The sequence below is a fragment of the Blastococcus sp. CT_GayMR20 genome (assembly GCF_004570345.1).
This window is the reverse complement of the sequence record NZ_SPQM01000010.1, coordinates 1-20,153: the sequence shown is the minus strand read 5'-3', so window position 1 is coordinate 20,153 and position 20,153 is coordinate 1. Positions and strand designations below refer to the sequence as shown.

At 70.0% G+C, this 20,153-nt stretch carries 17 protein-coding genes; 15 read left to right on the top strand and 2 right to left on the bottom strand.

Annotation, left to right across the window (positions count from 1 at the left end; all coding sequences use genetic code 11):
* The first annotated feature begins 214 nt into the window (after positions 1–214).
* Positions 215–1,831, top strand: a complete 1,617-nt coding sequence (locus E4P40_RS04455) for a neutral zinc metallopeptidase (RefSeq protein ID WP_135157665.1) — start codon at positions 215–217, stop codon at positions 1,829–1,831.
* 132 nt (positions 1,832–1,963) lie between these two features.
* Here the strand turns inward: E4P40_RS04455 and E4P40_RS04450 are convergent, their stop codons facing one another.
* Positions 1,964–2,899 carry an AraC family transcriptional regulator gene (locus E4P40_RS04450; protein ID WP_135157663.1) on the bottom strand — a complete coding sequence of 312 codons (936 nt, stop codon included), beginning with the start codon at positions 2,897–2,899 and terminating at the stop codon, positions 1,964–1,966.
* A 445-nt stretch (positions 2,900–3,344) separates the two neighbouring features.
* Between E4P40_RS04450 and E4P40_RS04445 the strand changes: the two genes are divergently transcribed.
* The 9 genes from E4P40_RS04445 (at position 3,345) to E4P40_RS04405 (ending at position 12,139) form a co-directional block, all read left to right on the top strand.
* Positions 3,345–4,232, top strand: coding sequence for a cupin domain-containing protein (locus tag E4P40_RS04445; protein WP_135157661.1), 888 nt, complete (start codon positions 3,345–3,347; stop codon positions 4,230–4,232).
* Positions 4,232–5,461, top strand: coding sequence for an amidohydrolase family protein (locus E4P40_RS04440; protein WP_135157659.1), 1,230 nt, complete (start codon positions 4,232–4,234; stop codon positions 5,459–5,461). Before E4P40_RS04445 ends, E4P40_RS04440 begins: the two co-directional genes overlap by 1 nt.
* On the top strand, positions 5,458–6,579 hold the full coding sequence (locus E4P40_RS04435) for an L-2-amino-thiazoline-4-carboxylic acid hydrolase (RefSeq protein WP_167762105.1): 1,122 nt from the start codon (positions 5,458–5,460) through the stop codon (positions 6,577–6,579). Before E4P40_RS04440 ends, E4P40_RS04435 begins: the two co-directional genes overlap by 4 nt.
* Positions 6,580–6,588: 9 nt before the next feature.
* Positions 6,589–7,860: a helix-turn-helix domain-containing protein gene (locus tag E4P40_RS04430; RefSeq protein ID WP_135157655.1), complete on the top strand. Its 1,272-nt coding sequence runs from the start codon at positions 6,589–6,591 to the stop codon at positions 7,858–7,860.
* Positions 7,861–8,038: 178 nt separating this feature from the next.
* On the top strand, positions 8,039–8,959 hold the full coding sequence (locus E4P40_RS04425; RefSeq protein WP_135157653.1) for an ABC transporter substrate-binding protein: 921 nt from the start codon (positions 8,039–8,041) through the stop codon (positions 8,957–8,959).
* Between the two features lie 86 nt (positions 8,960–9,045).
* Positions 9,046–9,978, top strand: a complete 933-nt coding sequence (locus E4P40_RS04420) for an amino acid ABC transporter permease (protein WP_245160133.1) — start codon at positions 9,046–9,048, stop codon at positions 9,976–9,978.
* Between the two features lie 11 nt (positions 9,979–9,989).
* Positions 9,990–10,742: an amino acid ABC transporter ATP-binding protein gene (locus E4P40_RS04415; protein WP_135157699.1), complete on the top strand. Its 753-nt coding sequence runs from the start codon at positions 9,990–9,992 to the stop codon at positions 10,740–10,742.
* A gap of 57 nt (positions 10,743–10,799) precedes the next feature.
* Positions 10,800–11,849, top strand: coding sequence for an agmatinase family protein (locus tag E4P40_RS04410; protein ID WP_135157649.1), 1,050 nt, complete (start codon positions 10,800–10,802; stop codon positions 11,847–11,849).
* A 5-nt stretch (positions 11,850–11,854) separates the two neighbouring features.
* Entirely contained in the window at positions 11,855–12,139 is a 285-nt protein-coding gene (locus E4P40_RS04405; RefSeq protein WP_135157647.1) for a hypothetical protein, read from the top strand.
* 784 nt (positions 12,140–12,923) lie between these two features.
* Here E4P40_RS04405 and E4P40_RS04400 read toward each other — a convergent pair.
* On the bottom strand, positions 12,924–14,204 hold the full coding sequence (locus tag E4P40_RS04400; RefSeq protein ID WP_209305190.1) for an aminomethyltransferase family protein: 1,281 nt from the start codon (positions 14,202–14,204) through the stop codon (positions 12,924–12,926).
* A gap of 284 nt (positions 14,205–14,488) precedes the next feature.
* Between E4P40_RS04400 and E4P40_RS04395 the strand changes: the two genes are divergently transcribed.
* From E4P40_RS04395 to E4P40_RS04375, 5 genes are all read left to right on the top strand, one after another.
* A complete protein-coding gene (locus E4P40_RS04395; RefSeq protein ID WP_167762104.1) occupies positions 14,489–15,352 on the top strand; it encodes a sugar phosphate isomerase/epimerase family protein in 864 nt (287 codons plus the stop codon).
* 58 nt (positions 15,353–15,410) lie between these two features.
* Complete coding sequence (locus E4P40_RS04390) at positions 15,411–16,418, top strand: LLM class flavin-dependent oxidoreductase (RefSeq protein ID WP_209305189.1); 1,008 nt, start codon at positions 15,411–15,413, stop codon at positions 16,416–16,418.
* Positions 16,419–16,656: 238 nt separating this feature from the next.
* On the top strand, positions 16,657–17,520 hold the full coding sequence (locus E4P40_RS04385) for an alpha/beta hydrolase (RefSeq protein WP_135157640.1): 864 nt from the start codon (positions 16,657–16,659) through the stop codon (positions 17,518–17,520).
* A 93-nt stretch (positions 17,521–17,613) separates the two neighbouring features.
* Positions 17,614–18,615: an alpha/beta hydrolase gene (locus E4P40_RS04380; protein WP_135157638.1), complete on the top strand. Its 1,002-nt coding sequence runs from the start codon at positions 17,614–17,616 to the stop codon at positions 18,613–18,615.
* A gap of 227 nt (positions 18,616–18,842) precedes the next feature.
* The gene (locus tag E4P40_RS04375) at positions 18,843–19,811 is read left to right on the top strand and encodes a helix-turn-helix domain-containing protein (protein ID WP_167762103.1); all 969 of its coding nucleotides are present in this window, start codon (positions 18,843–18,845) and stop codon (positions 19,809–19,811) included.
* Positions 19,812–20,153 lie beyond the last annotated feature (342 nt).

The following is a 20,153-nucleotide window of genomic DNA, read 5'->3' as shown; positions in this document are numbered from 1 at the left end:
CTGCGGCGTCCTGGGGGGCGCGGGCGCGGCACGGAGCCGGTGACAACGGTGGAGGGACAGGAGGAGCGCCGCATCAGAGGCACGGACTGTTCCTCCCGCCGGTTGGAGGTCGACGGAGGCCCGCCGACTGTGCGGTGGCCACGTGGCGGCCCACCGCACCGTGCTCATCCACGCTCGCCGTCGGCCCCCGCGGCGGCAATCGGTCGTTCTGCCCATGCCGCCCCACCCCGTGGATCGGCAGTGCTGCCGATGGACGGATCGACGCCGGGCAGGGTGCCATGAGGCCCTGGCGGGCCGCCGATGGCTGACCGTCGCCGTGCAGCCGTTGATCGATGCCACCGGGGCTGCACAGGCCGATGAGGCGGGGTGGGGACGTGATGACCGTCCAGAAGAGTCCGACCCTCCGGCTGGTGGGGACAGCCACCGGATGAGACGGTCCCCGCCTCGCGCGCTGGCCGTCACCGGTTTGACCGTCGTGTTCCTGGCCGGGTGCTCCGGCACGGCGCCCGACACCTCCTCCGGCGGTCCCCGGCAGCTCGTCGACGTGCCCGCCGAGCAGGTGACCATCACCGGCGCGACCGACAACCCGATCGACCGGCTGGCGCGCAACGCCCTCGCCGACCTCGAGACCTTCTGGGCCGACGCGTTCCCACGGTTCTACCGCGTGGCGTTCCCACCCCTGGCCGGCGGCTACTTCTCCGTCGACAGCTCCGCCCTGGACGCGGCCAGGTACCCGCCCAGCGGCATCGGCTGCCCGGAACACCCGATGGATCCCGCGGCAGTGGCCGGGAACGCCCTCTACAACCCTCGCTGCGACGCCATCGCCTACGACCGGTCGCTGTTGCAGGATCTCGCCGACACCTACGGGCGCTCGCTGCCGGCCGTCGTGCTGGCCCACGAGTTCGGCCATGCCGTCCAGGGACGTGTCGGCTTCGCGGCGAGCGGCCGGAGCATCCAGGACGAGACGCAGGCCGACTGCTTCGCCGGAGCCTGGACGGCCTGGGTCAACGACGGTGAGGCGAGGCACCTGGCGATCGACGAGCGGGATCTCGACGGCGTCCTGCGCGGCTACCTCCTGCTCCGTGACCCCGTCGGCAGCGACCCGGACAACAGCCAGGCCCACGGCTCGTACTTCGACCGGGTCTCGGCGTTCTCCGAAGGCCACGACGGCGGCGTCGCCTCCTGCCGGGACCACTTCGGACCCGACCGGCTCTTCACCGCGGAGACCTTCGACCAGGACGAGCTGGCCAACCGCGGCAACGCCGCGTACGGCGAGACGCTCCTGATCGTCGACAACACCCTCCCCCCGTTCTGGCGTGCCGTGCTCCTGGAGGAGTTCGAGCGGGAGTTCGACGAGCCGACGATCCGCCCCCTCGACCGGATGCCGCCGCCGTGCGCTGAGCGGAGCACCGAGGACCTCGATCTCGCGTTCTGCGAGGCCGACTCGACGGTGTACTACGACGAGACCGAGCTGGCCCGGCCCGCGTACCAGCAGCTGGGGGACTTCGCGGTGATCACCGCGATATCCCTCCCCTACTCGCTCGCCGCCCGCTCGGACCTCGGCCTGTCGATCGATGACGAGGCGGCCACCCGCTCGGCGGTCTGCCTCACGGGCTGGTACGCGGCCCAGGTCTTCAAGGGCGCCTTCGCCGGCTCCGCGGGAGTGCGCATCAGCCCCGGCGACATCGACGAGGCCGTGACGTTCCTGCTGACCTACGGACTGTCGGACCGAGTGTTCCCGGACGTCGACGCGTCCGGGTTCGAACTGCTCCGCGCCTTCCGGAACGGATTCCTGCACGGTGGCGGCCCCTGCGACATCGGACTCCGATGACCACTGTGAGGTCTCGTGTCCTGGTCGATCCCGAGACGCGAGCTCAGCGGCCCGGTCCTCCCACACCCGTCCCTGTCCGTCGGGCGGGGCAGGCCGGCGCGGGCTGAGCGTCGAGATGAAGCAGTGCGCCCCTCAGCCCTGCCGGGTCTGACCGGGTGGGCGTCCGTAGACCTGCTGGTGAGCGGTGACGAACGCGCTCGTCCGGGGGAAGCCCCACCGAGCAGCGACGGCGGGCACGGTGTCGTGGTCGGCGGGATCGGTGTCCACCAGCTCGCGGTGCGCATGGTCCAGTCGCACCCGCCTCACGTAGGTGGTCGGCGTCGAGTCCCGGTGGCGCACGAAGGCCGCCTGCAGCCCGCGCGGCCCGATCCCCGCGGCGGCGGCGATGTCGCTCGTCGTCAGGTCGCGCTCGGCGTTGGCGTCGATGAAGTCGACGGCACGACGCACCACGGCGGGCGTCGCGTGGTCGGGCGGGACACGGCGACGGGTGGCCAGCCGGGTGCTGGGGAAGGTGCCCAGGACAGCCTCGGCCAGCCGCTGGGTCAGCTGCCCGGTCAGCACGGGGCCGGCCGTGGTGCGGTTCCGCAGTACTTCACGCGTCACGTCCTGCACGGTGTCGTTCCAGCGCTGGTCGAGGCCCGGGAGCATCGGCCGTAGCCCGGTGAATCGCAGGGCCAGGTCGTCGAGACCGGTGGTCTCCACCGCGACCCGCTCGACGTCGTCCGCATTCAGGCAGACGCAGTCGACCTCGGCATCGGCCCACAGGACGCTCACCGCCTGATGCGCCGGCAGGAGCACCGGCGTGCCCGGAGGGACGGCGACCTCCTCGCGGCCGGACCGGACCATCATGGCGCCGGCCGACGGTCGGACGACGAGCATCACGTCCGGGGCGACGTTGTTGTCCGCGCTCGTCGAGTACCTCAGCCGCGAGAGCCCGCTGCGGCCGGCCTGCTCGTGCACCGCCTGGAACACGAAGTTCCTGCGGCTGTTGGTCTCCTCCGGCAGGTAGCCGGGATACGTCGCGCGAAGCCAGGTGTGCGCCACGTGCGGGTCCGACGTCACGAGCATGGCCCCTCCTCGTCCCGAGTGGTCAGGAAGCACTCGGTGTGGTCGCCGTGGCAGATCACCGTCGGGACCAGCGTCGCGCGGAGGGCGGGGTGGCGGTATCGGCAGCCCTGCCGAATCGGCCGGCCCGTCGACCCGGCGGGTCCCCCGTCGGGGAGGCGGCCGCGAATCACGTCGACCGCGACAACCGGCGACAGCAGTTCGTGGACGACTCCCGGCTCCGAGGCTCACTGCGTGTCCACCTCGCCGGCACGCGCGATGAGGAGCGAGCTCCCCCGGCCGTTCTGCCGGTGAAGCGCCGGGCGCCGACGATGTACTGGGTTCGACAGATGTTGCGTGCCGTCACCCGGAGACGCGACGGACGACCAGTCCGCCGGGAGTGGGCGCGTCCTTAGCATCGCGGCAAGGCCGGGACGGAGCCGGCGAGCGCCCCGCACGAGGAGAAGCGTTGACGGCATCCCTGCACTTCCCGCGCACCGCCGCGTCCACCGCCGGCGACAACCTTCACGAGCTCCCAGAGTTCGCGGGCCTCGAGGTGCTCGGACTCCTCCCGGACACCGCAGGGCTCGCCGCGGACATCACCTTCGGCGAGGTCACGCTGGCGCCCGGTCAGCGGGTGCCGACCCATCGCAATCCCCAGGCGGAGGCGGTGTTCCTCGTCGAAGGCACCGTCCGACTGTGGCGCCCGGGTGGCTCCGCCGAGCTGTCCGCCCCCGGCGCGGCGTACTTCCCGCCGGGTGAGGCACACTCGCTCCAGTGCCTCGGCAGCCAGCCGGCGCGCCTGCTCGTCGCGTACGCCACCGGCGGGGACCAGAAGACGGTGACCTCGGAGCTGCTGCCCGACACCGCCCTCGAGGGGACGACGAACCCGAGCACGGCACCGTCGGCGGGCCTGTTCGACCGCTGGGCCGTGGCCGAGGACATGGTCGCTTGGGTCCCTGTCGAACCCACCAAGGGGATGCGCCTGCGGTGCCGCTATCTGCTCGAGCCGGCGACCGGCACGAAGGAATTCGTCATCGGCACGGCGGCGGTCGACCCGCAGCTGCACTACACGATCCACCGGCATGCGCCGGCCGAGATCTACCACGTCCTCGAGGGCACCGCGACGATCTACGTGGGCGACGATGCCTACAGGGCAGGTCCCGGCGACACCGTGTACGTCCCCGCATGGGCGCCGCACGGCATCGACACGAACGACGATGACCTGCGGATGTACTGGTTCTACACGCTGGACGCGTGCGACGGCACGTGGGCGTGGGAGCCGCTGGAGCCGGTGTACTCGACGCCGCCGCGCCGCCCTCTGGAAACGGGCCCCCGTCGAGGCTTCCACGTGTGATGCGGAGCACACTCTTCGCGGGCGGGTACGTATTCGACGGCACCGGCTCGGCGCCGTCGCGGGCCGACGTCCTCATCGAGGACGGCGTCATCCGGGCGGTCGGCACGTCCCTCGACGGTGACACCGTCGTCGACACGACCGGTCGGACCGTCCTGCCCGGCCTCATCGACGCTCACGTCCACCTCACGCTGTCCGGCGTGAACCTGGTGGAAAGGCTCGCGAACCCGTTCTCCTTCCACTTCTTCCAGGCGGTGGTCAACTGCCGGCGGACCGTCGCAACCGGGATCACCACCGTGCGGGACGCCGCAGGCGCGGATCTGGGGCTGAAACAGGCCCTCGCCCGCGGGCTGATCAGCGGGCCGCGAGCGCTCATCGCCGTGAACATGATCAGCCAGACCGGGGGCCACAACGACGGCCACCTGAGCTGTGGTCTCGCGGTCGAGCTGTTCCCGCACCACCCCGGGGTGCCGTCCGGCGTCGCCGACGGCCCGGACGAGATGCGCCGGACCGCGCGGACCATGCTCCGGGCCGGCGCGGACGTCATCAAGGTCGCGACGACCGGCGGCGTGCTGTCCCCGTCGGACGACCCGAAGCATGCACACCTGCGCCCGGACGAGCTCGCGGCCCTGGTCGCGGAGGCGGACGCTGCCCACGTCCCCGTCATGGCCCACGCGCAGGGCGCCGAGGGGATCAAGAACGCGGTGCGCGCCGGGGTGCGCTCGATCGAGCACGGCATCTTCCTCGACGACGAGGCGATCGAGCTCATGTTGGCGAAGGGCACCTGGCTGGTCCCGACGCTGCTGGCGCCCCTGTCGGTGATCGAGGCGGCCGAGCGCGGCGAGGTCCACGAGCCGGCCGTGCTGGACAAGGCCCTGGAGGTCGCCGCCGTGCACCGTGACGCGGTGACGCGGGCCGTCGAGGCCGGGGTGCCCATCGCGATGGGGACCGACACCGGCATCGGCCCGCATGGTGACAACCTCCGGGAGCTGCAACTGCTGGTCGACTGCGGGCTCTCTCCGTACCAGGCGTGGGCCGCCGCGACGTCGGGCGCCGCGGTGCTGCTCCGCCTCGCAGACCGGATCGGGAGCATCCAGCCGGGTCTGACCGCCGACCTGGTGATCCTGGACGGCGACCTGACCGACCTGTCCGGGCTGGCCGGCCGCGTCGTGGAGACCTGGCAGGCCGGATGCAGGACCTACCGACGACCCGTCCACGAGGTGGCCCGATGACCGTTCCCGACCAGGCCGTCCCGGACGGCGCGTTGCCGATGATGGCGTCGCTGCGGACGTTCCAGGACTATCACTGGCTGATGCTGAAGGTGTTCTACGACGCGGTGCTGGACGCGCACGGCACGGCAGGTCTCGCCCAGCTGGCCGCGGGCATGCGGCAGGCCGGCGTGTTCCGGGGGACCGCGATGCGAGACCAGCCGGCGTCGTTCGTGGCCGGCCGCGGACCAGCGCAACTGGTCGAGCACTGGGACACCGCAGAATGGCAGCTCGGGGCCGAGGACGGCACGCTCCGGGTCACTGCCGAGGGCCCCACGCTGACGCTGACGCTCCCCGAAGCACCCGGGCGCGCGTACCTCGCGGACCTCCTCGGGGACGTCGACGCGGTCGCGGCCCTCGCGGCGTACTGGGCACCGCTCCTCGACGGGGTGGCGGAGGGCTACGGCTCCGGAGTCGCCATCGAGGTGGATGACCCCACGGTGCGGCCCTGGGGGCTCCGGATCACCGGACCGGACAGGGTGGAGCAGGCGCCCCGGCTCGGCTCACGTACGGCCGACCCGATCCGGATGGTCGAGGTCAACCGGCGGACGACAGGACTGCTCGCGGCGATGCAGATGTACGTCACCAAAGCACTGATCGACACCTTTGACGCATCGGGCGAAGAGACGGTACGGAGGGCGGCCTACCGATTCGGCGCCGATCGGGGGTCAGTGATCCGCGAGCGCATCCTCGCGCTCGGCAAGCCGCTCACGATGGCGAACTTCGCCAGCACGGACGGGCTGCAGGAGCGCGACCCCGGTGAGGCGGTGTTCGTCTTCAAGGAGCGGCAGCACATCAGCGACGGTGCGTACTACCTCGACTGCACGTACTGCCCGCTCGCCGAGGTGTGGGCCACCGAAGGCCCTGAGGGGCTGCGGCTCGGCTACCTCTTCGACTCCTCCAACCACCGCGGACTGTTCCAGAGCTACAACCCGAGCACCGAGGTGCGGTGGACGTCCGTGAAGTCCCGAGGTGACCATGTCTGCCGGTTCCGGTTCACGGTGCCGGAGTTCCTCACCGACAACGACCCCACCCCGGAGGAGTTCGACAACGCACCCGTTCACGACAGTCGGGGGCCCTAGCATGACCGCATGATCGCGGCCCTTCAGCGGATAGCCGACCGACTCGGAACGCTCCTCGACCGACCGGTCGCGATCGACGACATGAAGATCAGGCAGCTCGTCTACACGTACCACCCGGACGGGAACGACGCGGCCCGCGAGCGGGCGATCCTCCAACGCCACGCCAGTCCGGAGATCGTCCGGTGGACCAGCGAACAGAGGGTCTCGGAGCGACACGGGGCCTTCCTGCTGCCGGCCAACCCGAGCATCGGGCTCAGCCTCCCCCGGTGGGGTGCGGTCGCCCGCGTCGACGATCGCGGCGTCGCCTTCGTATGGGTGGCGACGCCGGACGAGGAGCTCGACCCCGCCAGGCAACGGCACATCGTCGCGGCCGCGGAGAGCGTCGCCGAGGTCTTCGCGCGCCAGCGGCGCTTCGACGAGCTCCGCAGCCTCCGGGAACAGGAGTCCCTGAGCGAGCTCCTGTCCGACGACCCCGCGCTGCGGAGCCGGGCCGCCGGCCGGATGGCCGACGGCGATGACTTCATGCATGACGACCCGGTCGCCGCGATCGTGCTGCTGGCGGCCGCGCCTTCCGGTTCCGTGCCGTCCGATCGGGACCGGGCCGCGATGGCCGCAGTGCTCGAGGACGCACGCCTCGCGCTGTCGTCCCGGCAGACCATGGGTCTCGTTCGGCCCGGGCACGGCGTACTGGTGGTCGCCAGGCCCGACGCGACCCGCGACCGGCACGGCACGGCCACCGAGCTCGCCGAGACCGCGCGGGCGCGGCTGGAGCAGGCACTGACCGTGCGGCGGCCCCGTCCGGTGTGGGCGGGCATCGGCGTCACCCGGGCCGGTCTCGCCGATCTGGCCGGGTCGTACCGCGAGGCGCTGCAGGCCGCGGAGGTCTCGGCCGCGCTCAAGGCGCCTGGCAAGACCGTCCACTACGACCAGTTGGGCGTGTATCGCCGGATCGCGCAGCTCGTGTCGGATCGCGCCACAGACGTGGGGCTGCATCCGGGTGTGCGGCTGCTACTGGACCGGGAGGGCGCCGGCGACCACCTCGCCGAGACGCTGGAGGTCTACCTGGACAACGCAGGCGACGCCGTGCGCTCGGCGGAACGGCTGCACGTGCACCGAGCCTCTCTGTACGCGCGGCTCCGGCGGATCGAGGAGCAGACCGGCCTGGACCTCGGCAACGGACAGGACCGGCTGGTGGCGCATCTCGAGCTCAAGATCGCGCGCCTGCAGCGGGTCCGGCGCGGCGCCCACGAAGACCACGACCCCTTCTCCGCCGCACGCTGACCGGCGGCGCCGGCCCACGGCGAGCCGCTCGACAGTTGTCGAACCACGCCGTCGAACGTGCAACAGCTGTCGCCAGATCGGCGGCAATACCCCGTGCCAAACTCCACGAACTCGGGCGGCCAGTGAGCCGGTCCGACAGTCGAGACAACCCACGAAACGACCAAGCTAGGAGACCCACATGCGCGCCCTGAGGTCCGCCTCGGCACAGCGACCGCTGACGCTCGTCGGCGTGACGATGTCGGCGTGCCTCGCGCTGACCGCGTGCGGCTCCGGAGATGCACCGGACGGTGATGACGGCAGCTCCTCGGCGCCGGTGTGGACGGAGACCGACCCGGACCTGGCCGCCGAGCTGGAGGCGGCCGGGAACGACGGCACGCTCGTCGTCGCCACGGACCTCACGATCGGACTGCCGTGGGCGGTCGAGGAGGACGGCGAGCAGACCGGCCTGGACATCGACCTCGCGACAGCTCTCGGCGAGGTGCTGGGGGCGGAGATAGACCTGCAGAACACCAGCTTCGACAGCCTGATCCCCGGCCTCGTGGCGAATCGGTACGACGTGTCGATCTCCGCGATGCTGGACAACAAGAAGCGGCAGGAGCAGGTCGACTTCGTCGACTTCATCATCGACGCATCGGGTTTCATAGTCCCCGTCGACAGCGACCTGGCCGACCTGACGCTTGAGACCAGCTGCGGCCGGACGATCGGCGTGGTGCGCGGCAGCGCCGAGGAGATGTACCTGACCGAGCAGAGCGGGAAGTGCGAGGCCCAGGGCGAGCCCGCCGTGGATCTGCAGGTCTTCCAGCAGCTGCAGCAGGGCGTGCTGGCCGTCACCAGCGGCCGGATCGAGGCCCTCTGCGGTGACAAGCTGCAGAACGCCTATCTCGAGTCGCAGCCGGGCGCGCAGGTCAAGCAGGCCGGCGGTGCCATCAACGAAGCACCGGTCGGCATGGCGCTGCCGAAGGGCAGCGAGCTCGTCCCGGTCTTCCAGAAGGCGCTGCAGGAGCTCATCGACAGCGGGGTCTACCTGGAGATCCTGAAGAAGTACGGCGTCGAGGGCGGCGCGCTCGAGACGGCGACCGTGAACGACGCCCGCAACTGACGATGGATGCGCGTCGCAACACCGGGGCGGGCGGCTCTCCGGAGCCGCCCGCCGGGGACGTGAGGACCGCGCCACCCCCTGGTGGCGTGACAACAGTCCCGCCCGCCGGCGAGGTGAAGGCGGTGCCGCTGCGGCATCCGGGCCGGTGGGTGGCCGCCGCCCTGGTCCTCCTCGTGGCCGCCGCCCTGGTCGAGTCCCTCGTCACCAACGAGCGGTTCATGTGGGACGTCGTCGCGGAGTACGTGTTCTCCTCCGCGATTCTCGAGGGCCTGTGGACGACGCTGTGGCTCACCGCCGTCTCGATGGCGATCGCCGTCGTGCTGGGCGTGCTGGTCGCGCTCATGCGGCTGTCCCCGAACCCGGTCCTGAGAACCGCGGCGAACTTCTACACCTGGTTCTTCCGCGGCACGCCACTGCTGGTTCAGCTGATCTTCCTCTTCAACATCTCCGCGCTCTACCCGGTGATCGGCCTGGGCCTGCCTTTCGGGCCGACCCTGGTAGAGCTCCCGGTCAACGACATCCTCACGCCGGCGGTGGTCGCGATCGTCGGTCTGTCCCTGAACGAGTCCGCCTACATGGCGGAGATCGTTCGGGCCGGCGTGAACTCGGTGGACCGCGGGCAGACGGAGGCGGCGCAGGCGCTGGGCCTCCCGCGGTCGACGGTGATGCGGCGAATCGTGCTGCCGCAGGCGATGCGGGTGATCATCCCGCCGACCGGCAACGAGACGATCTCGATGCTGAAGTACACCTCGCTGGTGTCTGTCATCGCGCTGCCCGAGCTGCTCTACTCCGCGCAGATCATCTACTCCCGGACGTTCGAGACGATTCCGCTGCTCGTCGTCGCCAGCTTGTGGTACCTGATCGTCACCAGCGTCCTCACGGTCGGGCAGACCTTCATCGAACGGAGGTTCTCCCGGGACCGGCGCGGCGGCGGGACGGTTGCGCAGGCCTTCCGGCGCCAACTTCGCCCGCACGCGGCAGTGACCGCGTTGTCCCGGCCTGAGGGTGGACACCCGTGACCGCCGACACGATGGTCAAGCTGCACGGGATCCGCAAGTCCTTCGGACGCCTCGAGGTCCTCGCCGGGGTGGACCTCGAGGTGGGCGCCGGAGAGGTGCTCTGCCTCATCGGCCCCTCGGGCTCCGGCAAGTCCACGTTGCTGCGGTGCATCAACCACCTCGAGAAGGTCGACGCCGGGCACATCGAGGTCGACGGCGAGCTGGTCGGGTACCGCCGCAAAGGCCACAAGGTGTACGAGCTGAAGGACCGCGAGATCTGCCGCAAGCGTGAGCAGATCGGGATGGTGTTCCAGCAGTTCAACTTGTTCCCGCACATGACCGTGCTCCGCAACATCGTCGAAGCGCCGGTGCGGCTCGGCCGAATGAGCCAGCGGGACAGCGAAGCCGCGGGCCGCGAGCTGCTCGGCAAGGTCGGGCTGTCCGAGAAGGAGTCGGCGTACCCGTGGCAGCTGTCCGGAGGACAGCAGCAGCGCGTCGCGATCGCCCGCGCGCTCGCGATGCGCCCCAAGCTGATGCTGTTCGACGAGCCGACCTCCGCGCTCGATCCCGAGCTCGTCGGCGACGTCCTCGCCGTCATGACCGATCTCGCTCGGGACGGTATGACGATGATCGTCGTCACCCACGAGATGGCGTTCGCGCGCGAGGTCGCGGACCGCGTCGTCTTCATGGATCAGGGCCAGCTGGTCGAGCAGGGGCCGCCCGAGCAGGTGCTGGGGCGGCCGTCGCACGAGCGCACCAAGGCGTTCCTTCGCCGCGTGCTCTAGGCCTCCACGCCACCACGTTCAACTGCGCCCGCGTCGGGTGCACCGGAAGGAGCAGTCGTGACAGCACGCCAGGAGTGGCTGGACCGGCACGGGGTCGCGCACCTCAAGGAGCCCGGACTCGTCCTGAACGGCAAGTTCGAGGACCGCCACGAGCCGCGGATCTGGAACTGGTTGCGGCCCTGGGACTTCGCCTCGCCGTTCGACGTCGGGATCATCGGCGCCGGGCTCTCGACCACCTCGATCCTCCCGACCGCGTGCTTCGCCGCGCCCGACGCACTGCGACTGTCCACTCCGTCGTTCACGACGTACAGCCCGGACTTCGACGTCGACATCGCCACGATGGTCGCTCGCGACCTGGGCGACATCGGGATGCCGATTCTCGATCAGCGGGAGGCGCTGCAGCGGATCGAAGACACCATGGAGGCCCTGTGGCGCGCGTCCGGCGACGCGTTCCTCGTGCTGATCGGCGGCGACCACGCGGTGACCGCGCCCGCCGCCCGTGCGTACGCCCGCTCCCACCCGGGGCAGAAGATGGGACTGATCCACTTCGACGCGCACAACGACGTGCGCGTGATGGACCACGGCCCGACCAACGGCACGCCGATCCGCCAGCTCCTCGAGTCGGGCCTGCCGTTCTCCGGCGAGAACCTGGTGCAGGTCGGCATCCACGGGTTCATGAATGCCAGCTACTACAAGCGGTGGGTGGAAGGACACGGCGGGACGATCATCACCGGGCGTCAGGTGCGCCGGGCCGGGATCGACGCCGTGATCGAGGAGGCGGTGCAGATCGCCTGCGAGGGCACCGACGCCGTGTACGTCACCGTCGACATCGACGTGCTGGAGCTCGCTTACGGCACCGGGACCGGGGCCGCGACTCCGGAGGGCCTGCACCCGATGGACCTGTACGAGGCACTGTTCGCGCTGGGCCAGAACCCGAAGGTGGCCGCGATCGACTTCGTGGAGCACGACCCCGCCCGGGACGTGTCCACGATGACCGGCCGCACGATGACCGGCGCGCTGCTCACCTTTCTCGCCGGACTGTTCCTGCGGCGCAACGACGGCTGGCGCGGCTACGACCCGACGCCCATCACCGGGGACGACCTCTAGCCGGCATGGTCTACGAGGTGGTGGGGTGGTTCGGAGCGGCGTTGGGACTCGCGGCCTACGGGCTCGCCGCGCGAGGGCGGTGGCCCGCGACAGGCTGGCGGAACGCGGTCGCAAACATCGTCGCCGGGAGCTGTCTCCTGGTGAACGGCCTGCACCACTCGGCGCTTCCGTCGGTCGGTCTCAACGTCGTGTGGACGCTCATCGGGATCGGGACGCTGTTGCGCGCCCGGGGCCTCCCCCAGAGGGCCGCGGGCACCGTCGTGGGCGCCCCTCTCGACGCGGACGAGTAACCCCGGTCAGCGCGACCCGCCACTACCTCGGTGAGCCTCGACGGCCTGAGTGCCCCGAGGGCAGGGAATACGAGCCGTGATCCTCAAGGAAACGCCCTTCGACGCCTCGGCAGCTGCGGTGCTTGTACGGTGCAGCGAGATGGGAATCTCAGCCACTGCAGGCTTGACCGAGAACGTGCAACCGGGCGTCGACATGAAGCTGCTCGGCCACAGCCAGGTGCGCACGGAGATGGACAGGAACAGGCACCTCCTGTCCGTCCTGGCCCGCGACGCGGCGGACCGCGTGGGCGCCTCCTGCACACAGGTGAGACGAGACGAACTGCAACCCCGGAAACGTCGACTCAGGGTTCGACGAAGGAGGACCTGCTCACAAGGGTGGGGCTGAGGGGACTCGAACCCCTGACCGGCACACTGCCAGGGCGGCTTGAGCGGGTCCGAGAACGTTCGCCGACGTACTCACGCAAGTCAGAGGAGAGTGAGATCTCGACGACCCCCTGAACGCCACGCCTCGGCCACCATCGTGGCACCACAAGGAGGGACTGACCTCGCTCCGATTGACTCGTGCCGGTAGAGGCGAGACCCGCTGCGGCCGCGCGAGTGACGTTTCCATTTTCGATCGGGGTGAGCTGGCCAAGTGGCGTCGCCGCCCGTCCGGGGGTCCCTATGGTCTGGCTCCGAGCAGCACCACACCGGGGAGGACATCGAGCCCCGCAGACCATGCATTCGCCCACCTCTTCGGAACTCCTGCCCTTCCGACCGGGGCCCGCCGTGTCACCGCGGCGGCTCAGGCGCTGTGCAGGTCTTCTCGTCTGCGGTCGGTCTTGTAGGGCGCGGGGGCGACGGTGGCTCGGATCTCCTTCTGCGGGCCGCCGGGGTTGCCCCAGTGGACCGTCACCGGCGTCCCGACCTCGGCGTGGGCGACGTCGAGGGTGCCGAGCGAGAGCATCTCCCGGAAGTAGTAGCTGTAGCCGCGGGAGGTCGCCACCCCGACGTGCTCGCCGTCCCGCGTGACCCTGTCCGCCCACATGAACCCGCGCTGGTCACGCGGCATGTCCATGAACGGGTAGTTCTCCCCGGGCCGGAAGAGCGACGCGTGCACGTCGAGGACGTCGTCGGCGTTCCACACGAGGGTGCGGATCGTCCGACGGGGATTGGCCTTCTCCGCCTCGAGTGCCTCTCGACCGAGGAAGTCGTGGTCGAACTTGATGTTGCGGCCCCAGCCGAGCTCGACCGGGCTGCGGTAGTACTCGGAGATGTCCTGCCCGTCGTAGGAGCCTGCGATGTAGGCGGGCTGGGCGAACGCGGGCATCGACGCGGTGAACAGCTCCAGGTAGTCCGCGGTCTCCGGCTCGAAGATCGCCGGGATGTAGTCCGTCGCGATGGTGGGGAAGCACGCCTCGAGGTGGTTGATCGGTGCCGTCCGGCCGCCGAGCTTGCGGATTCCGAACTCCTGGCCCGCCTCGAGGACGGCGTCGTACACCTCCTGCTTGTGCTCGACAGGCCCCTGGAGTTCGAAGCCGATCTCGCCCGCCATGCCCTGACGGAGGGCGTAGACCTCGTGGCCGGCGACGGTGATGGTGTTGACGTACATGAAGCCGGTGTCGCGCAGCCCGCTTCCGGCGATCTTGTCCAGCACGTTGACCGACTGCGGACCGGACACCTGGAGGATGAACCAGTCGTCCCTCTCCACCTGCACGTCGTAGTCGGTGGAGGCGAGGTGGTGGCTGGCCCAGAACCCTCCGCGTCCGTGGAGCATGAACTCCTCGGGCCCGAACCGGGTGAGAACGCCTTCGTGGATGACCTTGCCGTTCCGGTTGGTGTGGATCGCGTGCTTGGACTGGCCGATGTCGAACCTCGCGAAGCTGTTGACCGTGATCTCGCTCAGCAACGCCAGGACGTCCGGCCCGGTGAAGCGGTGCTGCCAGAGGAACGACCAGTCCCCGATGTAGCAGGTCTGCTTCCACGACAGGCTCTCGTCCAGCCAATCGGTGTATTCGGGCTCACCGAAGCGGCTCCAGGCGTATCCCTCGGGAGCCCGACGCATGCGGCTGACTGAATAGTCCATCGACGTCCTCGCTGTGGTGTCGGCAGGCGCTGTCCACCTCGGACGCTAGGCCCCGCTCCCCCCGGAGTCAGCGCGAGCGGTGGTTCTCGCGGGCGTCGTTCGGGCAGGAGCGGCAACGGCGCACGTGCCGGCCGACTCGAAGATCCCCGGCGTGGGCGCGCGACAAGCCGCCGAGGGCATCCGTCGCGTTGTCGTTGGATCGAGGCCCCTACCTATGCTCGAGCCCCACGTGGACGAGCTAGGGCGGCGCGCCGATGAACTCAGCCCCATCCTCCGTGGCTCCGTTGGGAGCAGGAGCCCTGATCCTGGCCGGCGGCTCGCTCGGCCCGGTGCCGTTCGAGGAGCGGCTAGGTGCGGCAGTGGCCGGAGGCTTCGACGGGATCGGCCTGTCGGTGGCGGAGTACCTGCGCCTGCGCGATGAGGGGTACGCGGTCTCCCAGATGCGCGAGGCGCTGGACCGCCATGGCTTACGCCTGGCCGAGCTGACCGTCTTCACGGGCTTCTCGGCGCCCGACGCGCTGGTCGGGACCGCGCCGACCCCCCACCTCCGCTATACGGACCGGCAGACGGAAGCGACCTTCTTCGAGATGGCCGAGGCTTTCGGTGCCCGCCATCTGCAGGCCGTCGGCACCTTCGGCACCGACGTTCTCGAGGAGGATGCGGCGGAGAGGTTCGCGGGGCTCTGTGATCGCGCAGCGGAATCCGGCCTGCTGGTGGCCCTGGAGTTCGTTCCCACCACGAACGTCCCGGACGCCGGCGTCGCCCAACGCGTCGTGGCGGCAGCCGGCCGCCCCAACGGCGGGTTGTGCGTCGACAGCTGGCACCACTTCCGGGGCCGCGCGGACGACGACCTGCTCCGCGCGATGGATCCCGACCGGGTGATCATGATCCAGCTTGACGACGGACCCCGCTCCCCGCAGGACCCCGACTTCATCACCGACACCGTGCTGAACCGGCTGCCACCCGGCGAAGGCGACTTCGACCTGACGTCCTTCCTGCGCCTGCTCCGGGGTATGGGCGTGCAGGCACCGATCTCCGTCGAGGTCCTGTCGGCTGACCTCCGAGCCCGAGCGGCCGCCGAGGTGGCCACTCTCCTCGGGGACGCGACCCGCAGCGTGATCATCGCCAGCACGAACCCCCGCACGTGACAGCCATCGAGACGACCAGCGTCAGGGAGCGGCAAGCATGGTGCACGTAGGTCTCCTCATGACCGACATCCCCAAGACCGTCAGCCCGCGGCAGCAGTTCGAGGACACGCTGCGCGTCGTCGACGCGGCACAGGAGGCCGGCTTCACCCACATCACCTTCGGCCAGCACTTCCTCTACGGCGACCTCAGCTACCTGCAGCCGGTGCCGTTGCTCGCCCGGCTCGCGGCGCACGTGGACCCGCACGTCCGCCTGGTGACCAGCGTGCTCATCACGCCGCTGTACCACCCGGTGATGCTCGCCGAGGAGCTGGCGACCCTCGACGTCGTGACGGAGGGGCGACTGGTCGTCGGGGCGGGCATCGGGTACCGGCCCGACGAGTTCCGCGACTTCGAGATCCCGTTCCGGGAACGTGCGCCGCGCACCGACGAGATCCTCGACATCATGGTCCGGCTCTGGACGGAGGAGGAGGTCACCCACCACGGGCGGTTCTGGAACCTGGAGGGGGTTCGGCCGCATCTCCTGCCGGTGCAGCAGCCACACCCGCCGATCTGGATCGGCGCGCACAGCGATGCGGGTGCCCGCCGGGCCGGGCGGTTCGGCGACGCCTTCACGGTGCCTCCCGAGACGACCGTCGCCCAGGTGCGCGAACGCTTCGAGATCGTCCGAGCCGGTTTCGCGGCCCGTGGCAAGCCCTTCGGTCCGCAGCCCCTGCGCCGCAACATCTTCGTCGCCGACACGCACGAGGCGGCGGTCGAGGGCTACGCGAAGGTGACGCAGGCGCGGTACCTGACCTACCGGGACCGCGGGCTGGACGTGCTGAAGGACGCCGACCTGCGGGGCGACTTCGAGCAGGCGGTGTCCGACCACGCCGTCCTCGGCACTCCGGACGAGGTCATCGCCGCGCTGACCGACATCGTCACCACGCTGCCGGTCGACCCTCTCCTCTTCCGTCCGCAGTGGCCCACCATGAGCGCCGACGAGGGGATCGCCACCATCCGGCGGCTCGGTCGCGAGATTCTCCCCGCGCTGGCAGCCGTCGCACCGCTGACCTCCATGCCGGACTGACCGGCCCGCGTCGATCCCGCCGTCGCGGGGTCCTGTTGCCTGGCCCCAGAAGCGACGCCGGCCGCTCTCCGTGCGCCCCGCCTCGTAGCCGTCGGCCACGTAATCGGAGGGCTCTGAGGCGATACGAGTCTGCCGGTTGAGCATGGAACTCTGCGCTCAAGTACCAGACCGCACCACACGTGCCTCCTAGCGTCGGGCGTCATCAGACCCCGCCGGGGTCCGCGCCGGAGGAGGAGACATGCCGGACACCCTCACCAGCAGGGAGCTGCACGAGATCGACGACGCGAACGCCAGCGGAAGACGGCCGGTGTTGTTCGTACACGGCCTGTGGTTGCTGGCCAGCAGCTGGGACCGTTGGCGCCATGTGTTCGAGTCGGCAGGCTTCACAACCGTGGCGCCGGGCTGGCCGGACGACCCGGAGACCGTGCAGGAGGCCCGCGCGAACCCGGACGTGTTCGCGCGCAAGATGGTGCATCAGGTCACGGACCACTACGCCGAGGCCATCGGGCGCCTGGACCGCAAGCCGGCCGTCGTCGGGCACTCCTTCGGCGGCCTGTTCGCGCAGATGCTCGCAGCCGAGGGACTCTCGGTGACGACGGTGGCGATCGACCCGTCTCCCTTCCGCGGAGTGCTGCCCGTGCCGACGTCGACCATCAAGGCCTCGGCCGCGGTGCTCAGCAACCCGGCCAACCGCGGACGCGCGATCGCGCTGACCTTCGAACAGTTCACCTACGGCTGGGGTAACGCGCTGTCGGAGGAGGAGGCACGGCGGCTCTACGAGGAGTTCCACGTCGCCGGTTCGGGCGTCCCGATCTTCCAGGCGGTCGCGGCGAACCTGAACCCGTTCACAGAGATCAAGGTGAACACGCACGCCGCCGACCGCGGGCCGCTGCTGATCATCTCCGGCGAGAAGGACCACCAGGTGCCCCGCGCCCTCAGCCATGGCGCCTACAAGCACCAGAAGCACAACACCGCCATCACCGAATTCGTGGAGCTGCCCAACCGCGGCCACTCGCTGACCATCGACTCGGGCTGGCGCGAGGTGGCCGACACCGCCCTGAACTTCGTGAAGGCGCACAGCCGCATGCCGGAAGCCGTCTGACCGCCAGCGCCCGACCAAGCAGGCACGGTCGGCCACATCGGCCGACCGGCCCGGTCCGCATCGCCATGTCCACCGACACGACAGAGGTCCGTCATGCCCGCCAACCCGCACCAACTGTCCCTCGAGCCCGCCGCCCAGGCTTTCGTCGAGGCAACGGCGGCTCCCCCGTACCTTTACCAGTTGGCTCCGGAAGACGGCCGCACGACCGTCGACGGGGTGCAGAGCAGCGAGATCTTCAAGCCGGCAGTCGCCGAAGAGTGGATCTCCGTCGCGGGCGGGCCCACCGGATCGGTCCGGGCGCGCATCGTCCGACCGCCCGGTACCGATGATGTGCTGCCGGTCATCGTCTACGTCCACGGCGCCGGGTGGGTCTTCGGGGACGCGCACACCCACGACCGGCTCGTCCGCGATCTCGCCCTGGGCGCGCACGCTGCCGTCGTCTTCCCGGAGTACGACCGCTCACCCGAGGCTCGGTACCCGGTTGCCATCGAACAGTGCTACGCCGTCGCCGCATGGCTGGCACAGGCGGGCGCGGAGCGCTCGTTGGACCCCGCCCGGATCGCGGTCGCCGGTGACTCGGTCGGCGGCAACATGGCGGCTGCGCTGACGCTGCTGGCCAAGGAACGGGGTGACGTCTCCTTCGTGCAGCAGGTGCTCTTCTACCCGGTGACGGACGCCGCGTTCGACACCGGCTCCTACGAGCAGTTCGCCGAAGGCTACTTCCTCGCCCGTGACGGCATGAAGTGGTTCTGGAATCAGTACACGACCGACCCGGATGAGCGCGCCCAGATCACTGCGTCCCCGCTACGGGCAACCCTCGGGCAGCTGGCCGGGCTGCCCCCGGCGCTGGTGATAACCGCCGAGGCCGACGTTCTGCGCGACGAGGGCGAGGCATACGCGGCCAGGTTGCGCGCCGCCGGGGTGCCGACAACAGCAGTCCGCTACGCCGGGATCATTCACGACTTCGTCATGCTCAACGCCCTGCACGAGACCAATGCGGCCAGGGCCGCGGTCGCTCAGGCCAATGCGGTTCTGCAGGCGGCCCTGCACGACACCTCCGCCCCCGTACCGACGTTTGCGCCGGCGGTCGCCTGAGCCAACGTGCTCGCCGCCCGCGGTCGTTCGCCACGGCGCCGTTGCGTCAGACCCGACAACTGCACGATGAGCAAGACATCGTGCGCAACGATCCGGTACGCACGGGACGCCGAATTCACTACCCTCGCGCCATCCAGCGGTGCCCGGCTCCCATGGACGCCGGACCTCGTGGTGCATCCCAACGGCCACAACGGTGCTCCCTGCACCGACAACCGAGAGGGACCACTGTGGCGGTGCTCCTCGACACGACGAGAATGACCGCACTCCAGCGTTGCCAGGCGATGTCGGTGTTCCTCGAGGGCGTGTCGACGCCGATGAAGTTCGATCTCAGCCGTCCGGTTGCAGACATGCAGACGTGGACGGCGTCCTGGTCGCTGGGCGGACTCAAGGTGCTGCAGGCGCAAGGCTCAGCGATACGCGGCGTCCGGGGTGCGCACGAAGTCGACGCCACCCCCGACGCCCACCTTGTGATTGCCTACGCCGCCCACGGCGTCACCACGTTCACGCGCCGGGAAGACGAGTTTCGTTGTCACCCGGGCGCCCTGCTGCTGTACGACACGACCGAGCCGCACAGCCAAGCCCAGCCTGACGGCCACAACATCTTCGGCTTCATGATCGATCAGCGCGACCTCGGCCTCCCGAGCAAGGTGATCCGGCGAGCGGTACGAAATCCGCAGGCAAGCCCGATCTACGAGCTCCTGCTCCGACACATCGTCCGCTGCTGTGCCGCCCTGCCGTCACTCGAGGACACGCCCGCAGCGCAGGCCCTCCGCGAGGTCACCGTCGATCTGACCCGGACTCTGGTCGCCACGGCCGGAGGGACGGCTCCGGAAGCCGTCGACACACTTCACAGCTCTATTCCGATGCGCGTCGAGCAATACGTGCTGGAGCACCTCGGCGATCCTTCGTTGTCGGCCACACAGGTCGCGGCCGCTCACTACATCTCCGTGCGACAGCTGTACTACTTGTGGTCCGCCCACAGCGACCAGGGCCTCGCAGAGTGGGTCATGAGCCAACGTCTGGAACGCGCCAGCCGCCAGCTGGCAGTTGGCCGAGAGGCCATCACGTCGGTCGCGCATCGCTACGGCTTCGCCGACGCCACCCACTTCAGCCGGCGCTTCCGCGAACGCTACGGGGCGACGCCACGCGAGTGGCGCGCCCTATGGCGGGAGCTTCCTGGCCCATCCATCGACTGACAACCGTTCCGGCGATGTCCGACGTCGGACGCCCCGCCTTCGACGAGGCGGTCCTGGGATGCTGCCAGGCATTGCCGCCCTGGTGAATCCACGCCGGACATCCTTCGATCCGTCGTCAACGAGGCGTTCGCGCGCAGTGGAAGCTGCGCTGGCCGAACCGGCTCGACCGGCACATGCACAGCCAGGGTCCGCCGCAACTCTGACCCTGCAACAAGCCTGGTCCCTGACTGGGCCCGCCTTGGGTCACTGGTCAGCGCCCCGACTTCCAGGCGCAGACCTTCCTCCAGTCGTCACCCGCCAGTTGCTCCACCCGCACGCAACTCTCCGCCGGGACTGGGTGGG

Bases quoted from the DNA above. Each gene is read 5' to 3' on its own strand.
- E4P40_RS04455 (WP_135157665.1), top strand. From the start codon at position 215: ATGCCGCCCCACCCCGTGGATCGGCAGTGCTGCCGATGGACGGATCGA.
- E4P40_RS04450 (WP_135157663.1), bottom strand. From the start codon at position 2,899: ATGCTCGTGACGTCGGACCCGCACGTGGCGCACACCTGGCTTCGCGCG.
- E4P40_RS04440 (WP_135157659.1), top strand. From the start codon at position 4,232: ATGCGGAGCACACTCTTCGCGGGCGGGTACGTATTCGACGGCACCGGC.
- E4P40_RS04435 (WP_167762105.1), top strand. From the start codon at position 5,458: ATGACCGTTCCCGACCAGGCCGTCCCGGACGGCGCGTTGCCGATGATG.
- E4P40_RS04430 (WP_135157655.1), top strand. From the start codon at position 6,589: ATGATCGCGGCCCTTCAGCGGATAGCCGACCGACTCGGAACGCTCCTC.
- E4P40_RS04425 (WP_135157653.1), top strand. From the start codon at position 8,039: ATGCGCGCCCTGAGGTCCGCCTCGGCACAGCGACCGCTGACGCTCGTC.
- E4P40_RS04415 (WP_135157699.1), top strand. From the start codon at position 9,990: ATGGTCAAGCTGCACGGGATCCGCAAGTCCTTCGGACGCCTCGAGGTC.
- E4P40_RS04405 (WP_135157647.1), top strand. From the start codon at position 11,855: ATGGTCTACGAGGTGGTGGGGTGGTTCGGAGCGGCGTTGGGACTCGCG.
- E4P40_RS04400 (WP_209305190.1), bottom strand. From the start codon at position 14,204: ATGGACTATTCAGTCAGCCGCATGCGTCGGGCTCCCGAGGGATACGCC.
- E4P40_RS04390 (WP_209305189.1), top strand. From the start codon at position 15,411: ATGACCGACATCCCCAAGACCGTCAGCCCGCGGCAGCAGTTCGAGGAC.
- E4P40_RS04385 (WP_135157640.1), top strand. From the start codon at position 16,657: ATGCCGGACACCCTCACCAGCAGGGAGCTGCACGAGATCGACGACGCG.
- E4P40_RS04380 (WP_135157638.1), top strand. From the start codon at position 17,614: ATGCCCGCCAACCCGCACCAACTGTCCCTCGAGCCCGCCGCCCAGGCT.